This is a genomic window from Arthrobacter sp., from assembly GCF_031179985.1.
In the GTDB taxonomy this organism is placed as follows: Bacteria; Actinomycetota; Actinomycetes; order Actinomycetales; family Micrococcaceae; genus Arthrobacter.
The window spans coordinates 58,214-75,181 of sequence record NZ_JAPSHJ010000003.1; the positions used below are offsets into that span (position 1 = coordinate 58,214).

Genomic DNA, 16,968 nt, shown 5'->3' on the forward strand with positions numbered 1-16,968 from the left:
CCCGTTCGCGACCCCTGGAGACGAACCTTGCGGCGAGGGACTCCGCCAGATCCAGGTAGGTGAGAACCAGATGATTCTGGAACGTGAGTTGAATCTGGCCTTGCTGGTTCTGTCGCGGCTGGTTGTGTGCCGGCTGGTTGTGCCCTTGCTGGATGTGCGCAGGCCGGGTATGTACAGGCCGGTTTTGTGCCGGCCGTGTGCTTCGTCCGGTTGCCGGGAGCAACGGCAGGGAAGGCTGGGTTTCCCGCATGTCGTTCGTTCCTTCGTGCTGGAGCGTTCGAAAAGCCCGTGGCAAGACTTATCAGTAGCGAACCATAAGGTTGCTTATTAAACAATGCCCGGTAGCGTTATTCGAAGAACTTGCCTGAACCTGGGAACGGTGCCATTGGCACTTCTGGAGCCATGGCCACCAGTTGAACGGAAGGAGCATTCGAGATGCGCGTCGTTATCGTAGGAGCCAGCGGCAATGTTGGAACGGCCGTGCTTCGCAGGCTCCAAAGGGAGCGTTCGGACAAGCCTGACCTGGAACTGGTTGGAGTGAGCAGGCGGGTTCCCGACTCCTCCAAGTCACCGTTCAATGGCATCTTGTGGCACGCGCTGGATGTTGGGGCAGAAGAGGATAGACACCGGCTCAGTGCGGCCCTCAAAGGTGCCGATGCAGTGGTGCATCTCGCCTGGCAGATTCAACCAAACCACGATCTGGATCGGCTCTACCGCACCAACGTGACAGGCACCGCCAACATGCTCAGCGCAGCCAGGGATGCCGGCGTAAAGCACATCGTATGCGCTTCCTCCATCGGCGCATACAGCCGTGCAGCCAGCAAGGAATCCCGGGTCGACGAGAGCTGGCCGGCTGGCGGCATCCCCGGTTCGCACTACAGCCGGCACAAGGCCGAGCAGGAGGCCCTGCTGGACAGCTTCATGGCCGAGAACCCGGCTGTTGTCGTGGCCCGACTAAGGCCGGGCCTGACTTTCCAGCGTGATGCCGGATCCGAGATCGGAAGGTACTTCCTCGGCCCGCTGATCCCGAAACTCCTGCTGGGCAAACCCAGGACGCCCATCCTTCCCGTTCCCCCGCAGTTTGTTTTCCAGGCCGCCCACGCCGACGACGTTGCTGACGCCTACTGGCGGGTTCTTGACCGCAGAGCGGAGGGCGCCTTCAATATTGCCGCCGAACCCGTGGTGACCCCCGAGGGGTTGGCTGCACTGTTCCACGCAAAGCGCTGGCTGCCCATCCCGGTACGCATGGTCCATGCCGCAGCGGATCTCAGCTGGAGGCTTCATTTACAACGAACTGATGCCGGCTGGGTGGACATGGCCGAAGGGGCTCCCATCATGGACACCACCCGGGCCAGGGAAGTTCTCGGCTGGACACCCCAGGTATCCTCGCTGGATGCCATCAGGGAAGTACTGGCAGGGCTGGGCTCGGGGCAGGGGGTAGCAGCATCGCCCGCCATGCACCCGCGGCCGCTGCTTGGACCGGCCGGGCTTCGGAGGCAGGCGATGCGCAGGGTGGCCGTACGCAGTGGCGCGTTGCGAAGCGAGGCTTTGCGTCGCCAGGTGCTCCGCACGCCCGGCGGACAGTAGCAGCAGACCTAAGCGCAAGTAATGCCTGGCGGCCAAGCCACCAGGCATTACTGCGGGCCCTGTTGGGACTCTATGGGCGCCCGTCGTCCTGCCGGCCGCGGTCTTCGGCATCACGGCCAGCGGAATCGCGGTCGGAAGGGCCCCGGTCAGGAACACCATGTTCAACATGGCTCTGATCACGGCCGCGGGCCTGATCCTGACGGTTCTTTGTGTCAACGTCCGGATCAAGTGAATCAGCGTGCTGCCGCCGTTCAACTGACTCATTACGGAGCGACTCAGCCTCGTTCTGCCGCTTCTCAGCTTCCTGACGCATCCTCTCGGCATCAACCTGAGCCTGTTCGGCATCTGCGCGGGCCTTGATGGCATTGGCGTCACGCTCACGGGCGTCGAGTTCGATGTTTTCCGCCGTGCGGCGCATCTCGCCCGCCTGTTCACGCTGTTCGGCGACATGCCTGTGATGCAGCTCCTCCTTGCGCTTCCGCGCGGCCATCAGTCCCAGAACGAGCGCCGCCACAACGACGATTCCTATCACGATCCACACCCAGACCATTGCATCCATGGGATATTCAACCCTTTCAATTCACGCAAGATCCGGCCATTTTCATTGCCGTCCTTACTGTTCCGCAGTACCCCAACCCGTCCACTTGAAAGATCTTAGAAAGGGTACTTACTATTCGATAGTAATCATGCTTACTATTTAGTGCCAGTAATGCTGGTTCTTGATCAGCAGCCGACCTTTTGAGAAAGAGAGCGAAGATGACAGAGAACCAATGGCCGCAGGACGGAAGCTACGGCACCGCTCCGGCCGATGCGCGATCGACCGACCCGTATGACCCCGCCTACCCTGCAGGAACAACCACTTCCGCAGGGATGCAGTCCGGCGCGGAGACCGAGTCATCCAAAAAGGACGCCATGAAGACTGAGGCCGGGGAAGTCGGCAGGCAGGCCGGCGACTCCGCCCGGAACGTGGCGGAAACTGCAAAGACTGAGGCAGCAAATGTTGCAACAGAGGTCAAGACGAACGCCAAAGACCTGCTGTACCAAGCAAAGTCCGACCTGACAGACCAGGCAGGAACCCAGCAGCAGAAAGTCGCTGAAGGCCTGCGAGCCATTTCCAGCCAACTGCACTCCATGGCCTCGGCCCCTGATGAACAGGGTGTCGCATCGGATCTTGTCCGACAGGCAGCAGAGCGCTCCTCCTCAGTTGCTTCGTGGCTTGAAGCACGGGATCCAGGTTCGCTGCTGGACGAAGTAAAGTCCTTTGCCCGCCAGCGGCCGGGAACCTTCCTCCTGCTTGCAGCCGGAGCAGGCGTCCTGGCTGGCCGCTTGACCAAGGGCTTGACCTCCGGTTCACCTGATTCCGGAATGGGCACCAGCACCGGTCGCAGTACCGGAATGGCTGAGCCAATGCCCGGAGGGATGGCAGTTCCGCCACCACCGGTCCAGTACCCGGCACCCACAACGAGCACTGCCGGAGTTGCAACAGGGACTGGAGGCCAAACGTATCCGCCTAACCCTATGGAGGGCACAGGAACCACGAGCGGCGGTCAGTGGGACGATGACCCGCTGGCAGGCGACCGCGTTGGTGAGAGCCCCTTATCGGGGAGCAGCCCGACTGAGGACCCGTATCGCGACGATCCGTTTGATGGTGGGCGTCGATGAACAGCCAGATGCCGGAGCCTCCTCCCTCTGAGGCGCATATGAAAGCGGACAACTCCTCGCTGGGCGATCTGCTGGGCGATGTCACCAGGGACATTTCCACGCTGATGCGCCAGGAAGTTGAGTTGGCCAAGGCTGAGATCAAGCAGTCAGGAACCCGGGCCGGGAAAGGTGCAGGCCTTTTGGCCGGCGCTGGCGTGGCCGGGCACTTCGTGCTGCTGTTCCTCTCCGTGGCTCTCTGGTGGGGACTGGGCAACCTGATCGGGCACGGCTGGTCCGCCGTCGTCGTCGCCGTAATCTGGGCCATCATCGCAGCCATCCTCGCGTCCATGGGCCGCAAGGAACTCAAGGCGATCAAGGGCATGCCGCAGACAGCGGAAACTCTCCAGGAGATTCCACCCACCCTGAAACCAAATACCTAGATCGAGCAAGGACACACGATGACCGAAAACCCGGACGCAATCCGCGCCGACATAGAAGCAACCCGCGCACGGCTAGGCACCAATGTGGATGCTGTGGCAGACAAAGTCACACCGTCCAACATCGTCCACCGCCAGACCGACAAGGTAAGGGAAGCCGTTTTTGGAGTGAAGGAGAAAGTCATGGGAGCAGCCGAGAACACCGCTGACCGTATGCATTCAGCCCAGCAAGGCAGCGGTTCCGCCCTTAGTGACGCCGGTGCCGCCATCAGTGAGGCACCCCAGCAGGTCAAGGCAAAAGCCCAGGGTAATCCGCTCGCTGCCGGGCTGATCGCGTTCGGCGCGGGAATGCTCCTCTCTTCACTGATCCCGGCAAGTGAGAAGGAACGTGAGGCGGCCCAGCAAATCAAGACAGCCGCAGAACCCCTCACCACGCAGCTGACGGAAACAGCCAAGGACATGGCCCAAGGACTGAAGGAACCTGCCCAGGAAGCCATGGAAAATGTCAAGACTAGTGCTGCAGAGGCCACCGAACACGTCAAAGGCGAGGGCCAGACGGCAGTGGAGGATGTCAAGTACAGGGCAACAGACGCCAAGGACAACGTCCAGAACACCTGACCATGCCACGTTCGGCCAGGCCGGCCGCCCGCACCAGCGGGCCGGCCGGCCTACCCGTTTATGCTTCCCCTCACGCGTAGCCAAACGCCCCACAAGGAAATCCGGCAGATTTGAGGATAGTTCCCATGGCCAGAAACAACTTCTCTGCGAAGAACAGCTCAAACGCAGGCGCCGAGACAGCTGACAACAGCACAGCAAAGGCCCGAACAGCTCCCGCCCCGGACGATGCGAGCAAACCCGACAGCCCCCGGGACATCAGCAAACCGTCCTGGAAATACATTGCCCGGAAGTCGTTCAGGGAGTTCATAAGCGATCAGTGCCAGGATCTGGCCGCAGCCCTGACATATTTCGGAGTATTGTCGATGTTCCCGGCCCTGCTTGCACTGGTGTCGTTGCTCGGTGTATTTGGCCAGGCGGAAAGGACCACCGCGGGGCTGCTGGATATCGTTCAGGGTATTGCGCCTGGCGGCACGGTGGACTTCATCCGGCAACCGGTTGAGGAGCTGGTGAACTCTCCGGCTGCAGGGTTCACGCTGGTCATCGGTATTCTGACTGCCCTCTGGTCTGCCTCCGGCTACGTAGGAGCCTTCGGCCGGGCCATGAACCGGATCTATGAGACCGATGAAGGCCGTGGTTTCGTCAAACTTCGCGGCACAATGCTGGGTGTCACCGTCGTAACCGTGCTTCTCGTGGCATTGATCGCGGCCATGCTGGTCCTCAGCGGTCCTGTTGCTGAGGCCGTAGGAAACGCCATTGGATTGGGTGGGGCCTTCCTCACCACCTGGAACATCCTGAAGTGGCCGGTCATCGTGCTCCTGGTGGTTGTGGCCATTGCCATCCTGTACTACGCCACCCCCAATGTGAAGCAGCCCAAGTTCCGCTGGATGAGCATGGGCTCGTTCATTGCCTTGGTGGTGTCGTTCCTGGCTACTCTCGGTTTCGCCTTTTATGTCGCCAACTTCGCCAACTACAACAAGACCTATGGCGCCCTCGGCGGCGTCATCGTACTGCTGCTGTGGCTCTGGATCCTGAACATGTCGCTCCTCTTTGGGGCAGAGTTCGACGCCGAGATGGAGCGAGGCCGGCAGCTTCAGGCGGGCATTGAGGCAGAGGAGACCATCCAGTTGCCGCCGCGTGACACCAAAAAGAGCGACAAAATGCAGGAAAAGGAAGAAGAAGACATCCGCCAGGGCCGGGAACTGCGCGAACAGCACGCCGGCCAGCAGGAAGCCAATAACAACGGCGCGGAAGGCAACCACCGAGCCCGCGGCGGCTAGCCGCCAGTGTCCTTCTCGCTAACGATCATCAAGCATGGGGCCCCCTGCCCTAGTAATCCTCCGGCTCTTGGCGTTTACTTGGTTCCACCTTCGTGCCGATGCCATCCAGGGAGGCCGCAATGCCGGGAGCCGCAGAATGGACTGAGAACCGCATCCTTGCGGTGGGGTTCGACGGGTCCGAACAGTCCCAGCTCGCCCTCAGGTGGGCAGCCGAACATGCCGCTGACCAGAACCTGAAGCTGAGGATTATCCACGCTTGGGTATGGCCTGTATTCACTAAATCCCTGGGACCCGTCAAGGGTGTATCCGGCAGCGGGTTGCGCCATGCCGCTGAAGCTACCCTGCAAGAGGGTGTGGACCTGGCGCATGAGGTATCGGGCGAGCTTGAGGTTGAAGGCGTTTTCGAGGCTGGCCTCCCGGGTCAGGTGCTCAGGGACGCCACCAAGGACGCCCGTCTGCTCGTAGTGGGGCATCGTGGCTTAGGCGGCATTGTTGGCCAGCTGGCCGGTTCCGTCTGCCTGGACCTCGCCGGACACTCGCCGTGCCCCCTTCTGGTTGTTCGGTACCCCCACCGCGGGGGCGAGCCGGTGGTGGCAGCGCTCAGCACTGCGCCCAACAGCGAAGCCGTGATCGTCGATGCCATCAGGATGGCGCGAGCACTGAAAACCTCACTTCAGCTCGTCCACGTCGACGTGGAAAACGGACATCATCACGAACCCCATGGCAGGCACTCGCCGCTCCATGGGCAAGCGCTGGTGGACCACGCCGTCGAAACCGCCCGTGAACTGGCGGGAGATGTGGCTGTTGCCGGCGTCCTTCGCCAAGGCCACCCTATCTCCCGGGAGCTTGCCGCTGCCTCAGCGAACGCTGACCTGCTCGTCCTGGGAGCCCATCGTCGGGAGGGCGGGCCCGGGCGAACCGTTTCGGCCCTCCTCCCGCGGGCACTGTGCAACGTGATGATCTCGCGCTAAAGGATTACCGGGTCCCCCAGCTGATTACCGGGCCAGCCGATTACCTCACCACGGCAAGGGCGAAGCCATCCCAGCCCTTGGAGCCCACAGTCTGGATCACAGTGGCATCCACCCGGGGGTTCTCCCCCATGATGTGCAGCGCATCAAGGATGCCGGGGGCGTTGACGTTGTCCAGTTCAGGCTCCAGCACAGCGCCTTCCCACACAACGTTGTCCATGACGATGGTGGTTCCTGGGCGGCCAAGGCGGATGGCCCAGTCAAGGTAGTGCGGATCGTTTTCCTTGTCGGCATCGATGAAGACAAAATCAAAGGGCCCCCGCGATTCAGACTCCAGCAGGGGCAGGGTCTCCAGCGCGGCACCGACCCGGATCTCCACTTTGTGTCCCACGCCTGCAGCGTCCACGTTTGCCCGGGCAACGTCGGCATGCCGCTGGAGGTATTCGCACGTCACCAGCCGGCCGTCGTCGGGCAGTCCCTGAGCCATCCAGATGGTGCTGAAACCGGCCAGCGTGCCGATCTCCAGCACATTTCGCGAACCGGACAGCTGCACGAGCAACTTCAACAGTTTTCCTGCGTTGGGCGCCACCTCAATGCTGGGCATGCCTGCTGCGGCCGCGGACACCACCGCCCGCTGAAGCCCAGGATCAGGATGGACGACGACGTCAGTCAGGAAATCTTCCACTGCGGTCCAGTTTGACTCGGCCTTGTGCTCGATCATCCGCCCAGTCTGGCAGTTCTCAGGCACGCGCGGAAGCGTGCACGCCCGGAAGGCGCGATTTATCGGCTTTCGCTGATGGCTTTTTCCAGGCGGTCAACTTTGCCGGACAATTCACCGGAGTAGCCAGGCCTGATATCCGCTTTGATGACCAGGGACACCCGACTGCCGAAACGCCCCACGGCTTCGGTAGCTTCCTTCACAACAGCGAAAACCTCGTCCCATTCACCCTCAATGGTGGTGAACATGGAGTCCGTCTGATGGGGAAGTCCCGATTCCCGGACGATTTTCACTGCGGCGGCGACGGCGTCGTGAACGGAACCGTCAGCAGCGTTGGTAGAGGAAGCCGGGTTCCCCCCGGCGGGCGTGCCCGAAGGGGCGACGGAGAATGCGAGCAACATGCGTCCAGTGTTTCATGCCCCCTGCGTCATATAGGGTGCCTACCAATCAGTAACCCATAACCTTGAAAAATGAACGTGGCAGTAGAGCGTAAGCCCCTCCGTGCTGATGCTGCACGCAATGTAGACAAGATCATCAGTGCCGCGAGGCAGTGTTTCCGTGAGCATGGTCCTGACGTTCCTCTTCAGACCATCGCTGAAACGGCCGGGGTTGGACCCGCCACACTTTTCCGGAACTTCGCGGACAAGGAACAGCTGGTGCTGGCCGCGCTCAACCGTCAGCTCCGCCTTCATGTCGATCCCGTCATCGACGAGGCCCTTTCCGGACAGGACGCGGCTGCTGGCTTGTTCAGCGTCATCGATGCCCTTATGACCGCAGCAAGCGAGGACGCCAATCTCCTCGGCGCTGTGGCCGGACGCAGGCAGCTTCTCACGGGCATCACCGGCGGGCTCATCGAGTCTGTTGGAGTCCTGCTGGGCCGGGGCCAGGGTCAAGGAACACTGCGCGAGGATATTTCGCTCACGGACCTCTTCAGGCTGCTGGCCATGCTGATCGGGGTAGTGGACACCATGGAGCCTGGCTCTGACGCCTGGCGCCGTCCCGTCGCGCTGATCGAGGACGCCATCCGGACGGAGCGTCCCCGGCGCGCCCTGCCTGCCCAGTCCCCGCTGCCGGGCCTGCAGCTGGCCTGATCCTAAGAGGCGCCTCGGTTTACTGCGGGTTCCCCGGATCATTCTCCTGACGTTCGCCGTCGTCGTGCGCGCGTCCTGCGTCCTCGGATTCCCTGCTGTAGGGCGCCCGCCCGCCCTGCGAATCAAGCTCGTCCAGGCGTTCGTTGAGTGCATGGCTCAAAATGTCACGCTGAAGCGGCGGCAAGGCTATGGCTCCATGGATGTAGGCCTCAATTTCAAACTGGCCTGCAACCCCTCCAATGCTGAAATACCTCAGCCAAAGTTCTTCGATCCGAAGGTCGGCGTCCCTCAGCGTCTCTTCGAACCGAAGCCTTTGCTCATCCTCGTCTTTGCCCAGGGCCAAAGCGCACCCCCCGATCACCTGCCGGCTATGCGGGTCGAAGAAACCAGTTCCGCCGAAATATCACGCAAAGGTTTCCGGTCACGCCGCGATTCTGTCAGGAGCTGCTGCATGGCGGAAGCCTCGTCAATCCCATGCCTGGCCATCAGAACGCCTCTCGCCGCCGCAATCACTTCACGCCCCGCCAAGGCATCCTGCAGCATCTCGCTGAGGGTCTGAGCGCTTTCCCTGGCCTGGACGTTGATGATGAAGATGGAGGCTTGTGCCGCAAAGAGTTTAACTCTGCCGCCTTCCATCTCTTCCAAAGCCCACTTCCAGCATATCCCCGTACCGTAGGTGGAGCGCCGGACTACTGCACCTGGTTTGCAGGGCTGTAAGCCCTGCGGCGGAACCTCAGAGATCAAAGTGCGTGCTGTTATCAGCCGAGTGGGAGGAGTCGTAGTTCCGCAGGATCTCCTCAGCAACGACCCGAAGCTTGACGTTCCTGTTGTTGGAGACCCTGGTCAGGATTGATATGGCCTCGGCTTGTGTGCAGCGGCTCTGGCCCATGACGATTCCTGAGGCCAGATTGATGCTGGTCCGGGACTTCATGGCGGCCAGGACATCATCCCTGAGTTCCTGGGAGGCACCTATCCTGACGGCCAGCTTGAGCGCTTTCCCCCCTTGGCAAGCATAGGTCTGGCACTGGCGGATGATCTCTTCAGTAAAGGCATCCGCTTCCGGCGAGAAGAAACTCAACGAGGCTGTGGCCCCGTGCTCGAGCGCCAACGGAACCCCGAGGATACTCAGCTGGCCGCGATCAGCCACCAGCTGGTTGTAGCGGTCCCACCGTGTGTCCGTCCTGGTATCACGCACCACCACGACAGTGGACTCCCGCACAGCCTGGAGGCATGGGCCGTCTCCGAAGGCCTGCTGGATCTCGTCCAGTTGACGTGCCTCCGGGCAGCTGCCGGCCACTGTCACCGACTTACGCTTACGGGTAAGGGCCACTGCACAGGTGACGGGAAATCCTGCTGCTTCCGTAATCGATGCCGCAGAGAGCACGGACATCTCCTGCAGGAAAGCGCCGACGTCGTTGCTGTCCAGGACGAGATCCTGCAGGCGTTGGAAAAAAATCTGATCCACTTCAACCCCCTTATGGAATGGATCCAAACTCAGAAAAAGAAACATGCTGTTGTGGGTCGCGCCACATTTCAATAGACTTTTTGTGGGTTACGCAGTCAGCCCCAGAACCTTGGTATTGGAGCTAGTAATGTCCGTACAACTGCAACGCCATCTCCAGCCCGACTGCTTCCGCCTGGAAATTTCACGTTTGGCAGCCCGGCGACCCATTGCCCCAACCTCGTCGCCACGCCCGGCGGCGACATCATGAACCGCCCACAGCTGGTCCACTACATCAATGACTCCCGGGATCCCGGAGTTGTCCTCTCCGAGGCGACAGTAAGGGAACTCGAGCAACTGGTGGACGCCCTCTACCGGAACCTGGACACACCTGAGCCTGAGTTCGGGGCCCAAGTCTGGTACGAGCTCGCTTCCGAAGAGCTGCAACGCCGGATGGATCGGAAGTTTCCTGACGCCTATGGTGCCGCCTGAAACAGGACTTTCTGAGCTGTTATCGCCAAAACTATGGTCACCTGAACTCAGGGGCGCGTCGGGCCGTCCTGTCATTCGGAAGCTCCGTCCTGTGCCCCGGCGGGTTTATCCTGCGCTTCCTTCAAGTGGTGCTGCAGCTTCTCTTCAGATTCCCGACGACGGCGCGCCACGTCCTGTAATTCACGGTTGGACTCGGATGCCGTGGGCGGAGAAACCCGTGGCTGCGAGCGCGTGTCGTCATCGTCCCGCGCGTCAGCAGGGACGTTTTCTTCAGTCATTCTCGAATACTGGCATATTTCGAGTTGCGCCGAATAGGGCCTTAGGGCCGTAGAAAAGAGCGGCTCCCTCCCCCGCGCGCCTTCATCAAGCCTTCATCGGAGCTCCACCGGCCCTTGTGACAGCTTGAGTTAATTCCAACCCATAAGCCTTAGCCCTGCTGCAGCACCGGCACCGGCCAGGACCACTACGAGGAACGGCGCCCTGAGCCAGAGCGCTACTGCTGCCGCTCCGAGCGCTCCGACTCGAGCGTCAAGGGTCACGGATTGACCTGTTGCCACGGTGTTGACGATGGTCAGCGATGCCAGAAGTCCGATGGTCATTGTTCCGGCGATCCTCGACATACGCGGGTTCCTAAGCAGGCTGGCCGGAACAAAGTAGCCAGTTAGCTTCCATAAAAACCCCAGGAGGCAGGAGACCAGAAGCCAGATCCAGAGGCTCATCGCGCACCTTCCTCAGGAGCAGTCTTCTGCCCTGGTGCAGTGGCCTCATGGCGAGGGTGACTGTGGACATGGTGATGATGGCGTTCCGCATAGGGATCGACGTCTGGTTCCATACCCTCGTCGCTGCGACCATGGCTGAACCAGCCAATCACTGCTGCGACCACCGCCGCGATCAGGATCGGCACCCCTGACGGCACCAGCGGGACCGTGAGCACGGTGGCAAGAGCGCAAACAGCAGCGATGGCAACCGGCTCCCGGCCCTTGAGGCGGGGCCACAGCAAACCCAGGAAGGCGGCCACGGCTGCGCCGTCGAGGCCCCATTGCTTCGGGTCACCAAGGGCGCTTCCGGCGAGGGCGCCTACCGCAGTAAAGATGTTCCAGAGGATATAGATGCCAATTCCGGCTGTCCAGAATCCACGCTGCTGCTCATCAGGATCGGTCTGGCCGGTACTGGTCGCTGTGGATTCGTCAATGGTGATGTGCGCTGCCACGTACTTCCGCCATCCGCTAGGCCGAAGCAAGGCGTTGAGCTGCATCCCGTAGATGCCGTTTCGCATACCCAACAGGGTGGCGGCACTCATGGCGGCAATCCCGCTCCCGCCGCCTGCGACAACGCCGATGAACGCGAACTGTGAGCCGCCGCTGAACAGCAGCAGGCTCAGCGCCATGGTCTGGAAAAAGTCCAGGCCGGAAGACACCGACAGTGCGCCAAAGGAGATGCCGTAAAGGCCTGTGGCGATGCTGATGGAAATGCCCACCCGCACAGCGGGGGACTTAAGGAGGGTCATGCTCTAAATATCCGTTTCCTAAAGCTGTGCCAGAACCTGCGCAGGCCGGTTGGTGGTGATTTCGTGAATCCCCAGCCCTTGGCACAGCGCCACATCATTTTCTGAGTCCACCGTCCACACCCGGAAACGGCGGCCTGATTCAAGCCAGCGCTGCACCGCCCTGGCGTGCTGACGGACGTAATCGATCCCCGGACCCGCCATGCCTACTTCTCCCTCGTCGAGAATTCTCTCCCCTTCGAGCTGGGCTGCCTTCATGACGTTCGCGACTGCCCCGCCGGTGAACGGGCCAAGTCCCAGTTCTTCGCGGATCTCTTCAACGTTGATGTCGTCCACCAATTGGCAAATGTAGTCACCGGGTACCGATTTCCGCAGATGCCTCACGGAGTCGGGGCTGAAGCTCATGAAGGATACCGAAACGTTGTCCACTGCTGAAGAGCGCGAATCCCACCCTTCGGCCCGGAGCACGTCAAGCACCCGGTCCTCGAGCTTCAGCTGATAGGGGCTCGGGTGCTTGAGCTCAATTGCCAGGCCGATGGGCCTGGCCGCTGCGCGGAGGATATCCAGCAACTCGGGCAGGGTCAGGAACTGTTCGGACCTGGCACCGTACTCGGTGGGAATCCTGGCGCCCTTCCAGGAGGAAAAATCCAAGAGCCTGAGCTCGTCGAGGGTCCGTTCCGCCACGGGCCCGGTGCCGTCCGAGGTACGGTCCAGGTTTGCGTCGTGCAACAGGACAACGTGCTGGTCCTTTGTGAGGTGGACGTCGCACTCCACACCGTCGGCGCCTTCCGCAATAGCCCGCAGGTACGCCGCGCGGGTGTGCTCGGCGAAAGCGGCACTCGAGCCGCGATGGGCATAGACCAAGGGACGAACAGGTCTGGACTCGTCGATTGTCATGCTGCCACGTTATCGGACACCGGTTAAAGATGCGGCGCTAGGCTGGGCACATGCAGGTGAATACTGAGCCAACCACCGTTCCGGCCGCTCCCGGGCGCGTATCCAACTCCGAAACCGAGGCGGCAACAGGCGACGCCGTCAAGGCTGCTGCCCTCCGGAGGATGAAACTGCTCGCATTGGCGATGCTGATTGCCATGGCCGTTATCTTCGTCTTTGCGTTCGCCCTGCAGGAGGAATATCCGTGGCTGCAGTATGTTCGCGCGGCTGCTGAGGGCGGAATGGTGGGTGCGCTTGCTGACTGGTTCGCGGTGACTGCCCTGTTCAAGTACCCGATGGGTATCAGGATCCCGCACACGGCCATCATTCCCCGGCGGAAGGACCAGATCGGCGCCTCGCTCGGTGAGTTCGTCGAGACCAACTTCCTGTCCGAGCAGGTGGTGCAGGAGAAGCTTGCCAGCGTGGATGTCGCCAGGAAGGCGGGCACCTGGTTGGCTGGCCCGGGCGGTGCCGAACGAGTCGCGAAGGAGGGTGCCGCCGTCATCCGCGGGGCGTTCAAGGTTCTGAATGACGACGACGTCCAGGCCGTCATTGAAGGCATGGTGCGGAAGCACCTGCTGGCGCCGCCGTGGGGTCCGCCCGTAGGACGGCTCGCTGAGCGGATTTTCGCCGACGGCCACCACCACACCCTGGTGGACCTTCTCGTGGACAGGACCGTGGATTGGGTAGCGCAGAACCATGAGACGGTGACCAGGCTGGTGTCACAGCGCTCCCCGCAATGGGTGCCGCAGTTCGTGGACGGACTGGTGGGCGACAAGGTGTATGTGGAGGTGCTGAAGTTCGTCCGTGCGGTGCAAACGGATCCGCAGCACCAGGTCAGGAAGTCGATCGACACCTATCTCAACGACATTGCGCAGGACCTCCAGCATGATCCCGTGATGATCGCCAGGGCAGAAGGTATCAAGGCTCAGGTGCTCGGCGATCCCGAGGTGCGGGAGCTCGCTTCCCGCACCTGGGGCACGGTGAAGCGGGCGCTGCTCGACGCCGTCGACGATCCCCGCAGCGAACTTACCATCAAGTTCAAAGCCGCCGTTCGGGACTTCGGTTCCCGCCTGGTGGACGACGGGGAGCTGGCGGGCAAGGTGAACGCGTGGATCGGTGACGCTGCCGGCTACCTTGTGAAGACTTACCGCTCCGATATTGCCGCGGTCATCACAGACACCGTAGCCCGATGGGATGCCGAAGAGACTTCACGCAAGATCGAACTGCAGGTGGGCAAGGACCTGCAGTTCATCCGGATCAACGGCACAGTGGTGGGCGCGTTGGCCGGCTGCGGAATCTTCACTGTGGCCCACTTGATCTTCGGCTGAAGCTTTGCCTGCGCTCCTGTTCACGAACGCATCCAGGCCGCAAAATGCCACCGGCGACTGATCTCCGACCATTGCTTCCTGCTCGACGGCGTCGGGGTTAACCACCTCATGCCTGCCGGGAAATCCGTTCCGCACCAACCCACCGAGGGCGTCCGGGTCCGGGGACAGGACCTCGTGTACGACGTCATTGTTCCCGGCGGCATTTCTGGGTAGCATCTAAAAACTAAGCTTGCTTAGTTTTATCAATGCTTGAGCTCTATGAACTTGGGAGACCAAGATGCGGACAAAAGATTCTGTTGTTGTCATCACAGGCGCATCCAGCGGAATTGGCCGCGCCACTGCCCGGGCCTTTGCCCGGAAGAAGGCGTGCCTGGTTCTCGCTGCACGGCGTCCCGAGGCGCTTGAATCTTTGGCCGGAGAGTGTCGGAAGCTTGGCGCCAAGGCAGTAGCTGTGCCGACCGATGTCTCGGACGCTGCGGCCATGGACAGGTTGGCTGCCCGCGCCATAGAGGCGTTCGGCCGGATCGACGTCTGGGTCAACAATGCCGCCGTGGCTGCGTTCGGACGCTTCCAGGACGTCCCCCTCCGGGATTTCGAACGGGTGCTGGACGTGAACGTCCTGGGCTACGTGCATGGAGCTCGGGCGGCACTCCCTCATTTCCGGATGCAGGGATCGGGAATCCTCATCAACGTCTCATCCGTCGTCGCTGCGATCGCACAGCCCTACGCAGCGGCGTACTCCATCTCCAAGGCAGCCGTCCGGGCCCTGGGCGTTAGCCTGCGCGCCGAACTCATCCTGGACAGACTTACCGACGTCCATGTTTGTACTGTCCTGCCCGCAGCGATCGACACCCCTATTTTCGAGCAGGCCGCAAATTACACGGGCCACAAGGTGAAGGCATTGCCACCCGTCCACACTCCGCAACGGGTAGCCCGCACCGTTGTAAAGTTGGCACGGAAACCCCGGCGGGAGGCTGTGGTGGGTACAGTCGGGCGCTTCATGCTGCTCCAGTACAAGCTGACACCGGGGACGTTGGAAGCCGTGATGGCCAGGCAGGTGGACAAAACACAACTGTCCCGCAGACATGTTGCCGCGGCCTCCGCGGGAAACCTTTACCGCCCGTCAGCCGCGAAGCGAACAGCCAGGGTGGAAGGCGGGTGGCATGGTCGCAGCCGGACAGCCCGACGTCGGCTTTTGGCTCTCACGCTCCTGGCGGGAGCCGGGAAGGTCCTGCGGAAACGTCAAGCCGCAGCCCGGGACCTGGGAGTTCAGGCGAAGGCGTCGAGCTCCACGCCGGCGTGAAGCAGGGCCTCCCGCACAGCGGAGGCCGTCCTGGCTGAGTTCGGAGCGTCCCCGGAGAGGTAGAGAGAATCGGGACGAAGGCGCACCATGCTTCCGTCAGCTGCCTCCACCTCGCCTTTCAGAGCAAGGCGGACCGCCCGCTCTATGATCTGTTCCTCATGGACGAGCACTGCCCCCTCCTCGTCACGCCTCATCGGGCGGCCATCGGGAAGGTACACCCGGTCGATATACGCCTCGTGGAACACGGGCTGACCCGCTTCTGCGGCCAATGTCAGCAAGGCAGAGTCCGGAATGCCGAGCACAGGAAGCCCGGGATCATAGGCCTGGATCGCAGCGATCACCGCGGAAGCCTGCTCGGCGTCGTGCAGGGTGTGGGTAAAGAGGGCGCCGTGGAGCTTGACGTAGTCCACGGACGCACCGACAGCATGGGCCACTCCGTCCAAGGCGCCAAGCTGGTAAAGCACATCACCAAAAAGCTCATCAAAGGACACGTCGAGGAAGCGGCGTCCGTAGCCCTGCAGGTCGCGGTAGCCCAGGTGAGCACCGACGGTGACATCCAGTTCGACGGCGGCGCGGCACGTGTCCAGCATGGTCACGGGGTCTCCGGCGTGCAGGCCGCAGGCCACGTTGGCGCTAGTCAGAAGCGGGATAAGCGCGGCGTCATTCCCGGCTGCCCATGGGCCAAATGATTGCCCTAAATCGGCGTTAAGATCCAAGAGTTTCGCCTTCCTGAACAGGGTTCCCCTGAATCATGTTTCCCCGTCCGGGGTTTCCCGATGCGAAGTCTGCAGTTGCTGCTCCACCTGTTTGGCCAGCCCTCAGCTCCCCGGGAATTGTATCCGGCATAGGACCAAAGGCCTTTTTCGCATTGGCTACAACGGCTCGTCCCATCATGCGGTTGCCCACCCCTCCGACTACTGCGCCCACACCGAACGGCAGCGCGCGTCCCAGTAAGGCCGTACCCTGGCGTTTCAGCAGGTTGCTGAGGAAGGCCTTCTGAATGCGCTCACGCACGGTGCCGCCGGAAAACGGGGTGGCCCGGGCAAAAGCGGAACCCCAGGCCTGTGTCGGCCCCCTGCCTTTTCCTGTCGCCTGGCCACCGAGTGAGCCGAGCAACGACGTGCCCTCCTCCCCCAGCATGATTGCCATAACCAGCGTGCTGGCTTTTTGGGGATCCACCAGTCGCACACCATGGAGTTCGGCGAGGGACGTTGCATACAGGGCCGTCGCCTCCAGGAACCCAACGGTAGCCACGGCCGATAACCCCAAGGCAGCAACCGTTCCAACGCCTGGAACCACTGCAATGCCGCCCACCAAGGCGCCGCCCCCTGTAACGGCAGTAATGTAGTCACGCTCAAGTTTGTCCGCCAGCTGCGCCGCGGTGGCGGTCGGATACTTTCGCTGGAGACGCCGGATGTTGGCCAGGACAAGGGGCCTCTGGATTTCAACTGCACGCAACAGCATGTTGTGGACTCCAGGCTTGGGCTTCCCGTTGGCATCAAAAACCGCGTTCTGGGCTGTCTTCTGCGCAATTTTCATTGCCGGGTTTTGTCGCATGGCCATCATCACCTCATGTGGGATCGGGAACACTTATCAGTTGTCATATACCCCGCAGAGCGGAAAACTT

22 protein-coding genes and 1 pseudogene are annotated in these 16,968 nt (G+C 61.7%); 10 read left to right on the forward strand and 13 right to left on the reverse strand.

What is annotated here, in order from left to right:
• Positions 1–250, reverse strand: a pseudogene (locus RIN13_RS02345) (hypothetical protein); the annotation flags it as partial.
• Between the two features lie 185 nt (positions 251–435).
• Between RIN13_RS02345 and RIN13_RS02350 the strand changes: the two are divergent.
• On the forward strand, positions 436–1,587 hold the full coding sequence (locus tag RIN13_RS02350; RefSeq protein WP_309105723.1) for an NAD-dependent epimerase/dehydratase family protein: 1,152 nt from the start codon (positions 436–438) through the stop codon (positions 1,585–1,587).
• Positions 1,588–1,657: 70 nt separating this feature from the next.
• On the opposite strand, the gene RIN13_RS02355 is transcribed toward RIN13_RS02350, so the two are convergent.
• Positions 1,658–2,146 carry a hypothetical protein gene (locus RIN13_RS02355; protein WP_309105724.1) on the reverse strand — a complete coding sequence of 163 codons (489 nt, stop codon included), beginning with the start codon at positions 2,144–2,146 and terminating at the stop codon, positions 1,658–1,660.
• Positions 2,147–2,343: 197 nt separating this feature from the next.
• Between RIN13_RS02355 and RIN13_RS02360 the strand changes: the two genes are divergently transcribed.
• The 5 genes from RIN13_RS02360 (at position 2,344) to RIN13_RS02380 (ending at position 6,531) form a co-directional block, all read left to right on the forward strand.
• Entirely contained in the window at positions 2,344–3,249 is a 906-nt protein-coding gene (locus RIN13_RS02360; protein ID WP_309105725.1) for a hypothetical protein, read from the forward strand.
• Complete coding sequence (locus RIN13_RS02365; protein WP_309105726.1) at positions 3,246–3,668, forward strand: phage holin family protein; 423 nt, start codon at positions 3,246–3,248, stop codon at positions 3,666–3,668. Before RIN13_RS02360 ends, RIN13_RS02365 begins: the two co-directional genes overlap by 4 nt.
• 18 nt (positions 3,669–3,686) lie before the next feature.
• On the forward strand, positions 3,687–4,283 hold the full coding sequence (locus RIN13_RS02370; protein ID WP_309105727.1) for a DUF3618 domain-containing protein: 597 nt from the start codon (positions 3,687–3,689) through the stop codon (positions 4,281–4,283).
• 125 nt (positions 4,284–4,408) lie between these two features.
• Positions 4,409–5,560 (forward strand): YihY/virulence factor BrkB family protein, encoded by a 1,152-nt coding sequence (locus RIN13_RS02375; protein WP_309105728.1) that lies wholly within the window; start codon positions 4,409–4,411, stop codon positions 5,558–5,560.
• 119 nt (positions 5,561–5,679) lie between these two features.
• Positions 5,680–6,531, forward strand: a complete 852-nt coding sequence (locus RIN13_RS02380; RefSeq protein WP_309105729.1) for a universal stress protein — start codon at positions 5,680–5,682, stop codon at positions 6,529–6,531.
• Between the two features lie 40 nt (positions 6,532–6,571).
• Here RIN13_RS02380 and RIN13_RS02385 read toward each other — a convergent pair whose 3' ends face one another.
• Positions 6,572–7,249, reverse strand: coding sequence for an O-methyltransferase (locus tag RIN13_RS02385; protein ID WP_309105730.1), 678 nt, complete (start codon positions 7,247–7,249; stop codon positions 6,572–6,574).
• Positions 7,250–7,308: 59 nt separating this feature from the next.
• A complete protein-coding gene (locus RIN13_RS02390) occupies positions 7,309–7,647 on the reverse strand; it encodes a thiamine-binding protein (RefSeq protein ID WP_309105731.1) in 339 nt (112 codons plus the stop codon).
• A gap of 69 nt (positions 7,648–7,716) precedes the next feature.
• Here RIN13_RS02390 and RIN13_RS02395 point away from each other — a divergent pair, with 69 nt between their 5' ends.
• On the forward strand, positions 7,717–8,337 hold the full coding sequence (locus RIN13_RS02395; protein WP_309105732.1) for a helix-turn-helix domain-containing protein: 621 nt from the start codon (positions 7,717–7,719) through the stop codon (positions 8,335–8,337).
• Between the two features lie 19 nt (positions 8,338–8,356).
• Here RIN13_RS02395 and RIN13_RS02400 read toward each other — a convergent pair whose 3' ends face one another.
• The 3 genes from RIN13_RS02400 to RIN13_RS02410 form a co-directional block, all read right to left on the reverse strand.
• Positions 8,357–8,680 carry a hypothetical protein gene (locus RIN13_RS02400; RefSeq protein WP_309105733.1) on the reverse strand — a complete coding sequence of 108 codons (324 nt, stop codon included), beginning with the start codon at positions 8,678–8,680 and terminating at the stop codon, positions 8,357–8,359.
• A gap of 14 nt (positions 8,681–8,694) precedes the next feature.
• The gene (locus RIN13_RS02405; protein WP_309105841.1) at positions 8,695–8,973 is read right to left on the reverse strand and encodes an ANTAR domain-containing protein; all 279 of its coding nucleotides are present in this window, start codon (positions 8,971–8,973) and stop codon (positions 8,695–8,697) included.
• Positions 8,974–9,070: 97 nt separating this feature from the next.
• The gene (locus RIN13_RS02410; protein ID WP_309105734.1) at positions 9,071–9,802 is read right to left on the reverse strand and encodes a GAF and ANTAR domain-containing protein; all 732 of its coding nucleotides are present in this window, start codon (positions 9,800–9,802) and stop codon (positions 9,071–9,073) included.
• Between the two features lie 243 nt (positions 9,803–10,045).
• Here RIN13_RS02410 and RIN13_RS02415 point away from each other — a divergent pair, with 243 nt between their 5' ends.
• Complete coding sequence (locus RIN13_RS02415) at positions 10,046–10,270, forward strand: hypothetical protein (protein ID WP_309105735.1); 225 nt, start codon at positions 10,046–10,048, stop codon at positions 10,268–10,270.
• Positions 10,271–10,341: 71 nt separating this feature from the next.
• On the opposite strand, the gene RIN13_RS02420 is transcribed toward RIN13_RS02415, so the two are convergent.
• The 4 genes from RIN13_RS02420 to RIN13_RS02435 form a co-directional block, all read right to left on the reverse strand.
• Positions 10,342–10,548, reverse strand: coding sequence for a hypothetical protein (locus RIN13_RS02420; RefSeq protein ID WP_309105736.1), 207 nt, complete (start codon positions 10,546–10,548; stop codon positions 10,342–10,344).
• A gap of 129 nt (positions 10,549–10,677) precedes the next feature.
• Positions 10,678–10,989, reverse strand: coding sequence for an AzlD domain-containing protein (locus RIN13_RS02425; protein WP_309105737.1), 312 nt, complete (start codon positions 10,987–10,989; stop codon positions 10,678–10,680).
• Positions 10,986–11,777 (reverse strand): AzlC family ABC transporter permease, encoded by a 792-nt coding sequence (locus tag RIN13_RS02430; RefSeq protein WP_309105738.1) that lies wholly within the window; start codon positions 11,775–11,777, stop codon positions 10,986–10,988. The genes RIN13_RS02425 and RIN13_RS02430 overlap by 4 nt, the downstream gene beginning before the upstream one ends.
• 18 nt (positions 11,778–11,795) lie before the next feature.
• Complete coding sequence (locus RIN13_RS02435) at positions 11,796–12,671, reverse strand: glycerophosphodiester phosphodiesterase family protein (protein ID WP_309105739.1); 876 nt, start codon at positions 12,669–12,671, stop codon at positions 11,796–11,798.
• Between the two features lie 50 nt (positions 12,672–12,721).
• On the opposite strand from RIN13_RS02435, the gene RIN13_RS02440 reads away from it, so the two are divergent.
• Both RIN13_RS02440 and RIN13_RS02445 read left to right on the forward strand, forming a co-directional pair.
• On the forward strand, positions 12,722–14,038 hold the full coding sequence (locus RIN13_RS02440) for a DUF445 domain-containing protein (RefSeq protein ID WP_309105740.1): 1,317 nt from the start codon (positions 12,722–12,724) through the stop codon (positions 14,036–14,038).
• Positions 14,039–14,315: 277 nt separating this feature from the next.
• Positions 14,316–15,341, forward strand: coding sequence for an SDR family oxidoreductase (locus tag RIN13_RS02445; RefSeq protein ID WP_309105741.1), 1,026 nt, complete (start codon positions 14,316–14,318; stop codon positions 15,339–15,341).
• Here the strand turns inward: RIN13_RS02445 and RIN13_RS02450 are convergent.
• Entirely contained in the window at positions 15,308–16,057 is a 750-nt protein-coding gene (locus RIN13_RS02450; RefSeq protein ID WP_309105742.1) for a 5-oxoprolinase subunit PxpA, read from the reverse strand. The two genes, RIN13_RS02445 and RIN13_RS02450, sit on opposite strands and share 34 nt — an antisense overlap.
• Entirely contained in the window at positions 16,047–16,904 is an 858-nt protein-coding gene (locus tag RIN13_RS02455; RefSeq protein WP_309105842.1) for a hypothetical protein, read from the reverse strand. Before RIN13_RS02455 ends, RIN13_RS02450 begins: the two co-directional genes overlap by 11 nt.
• Between the last annotated feature and the right edge of the window lie 64 nt (positions 16,905–16,968).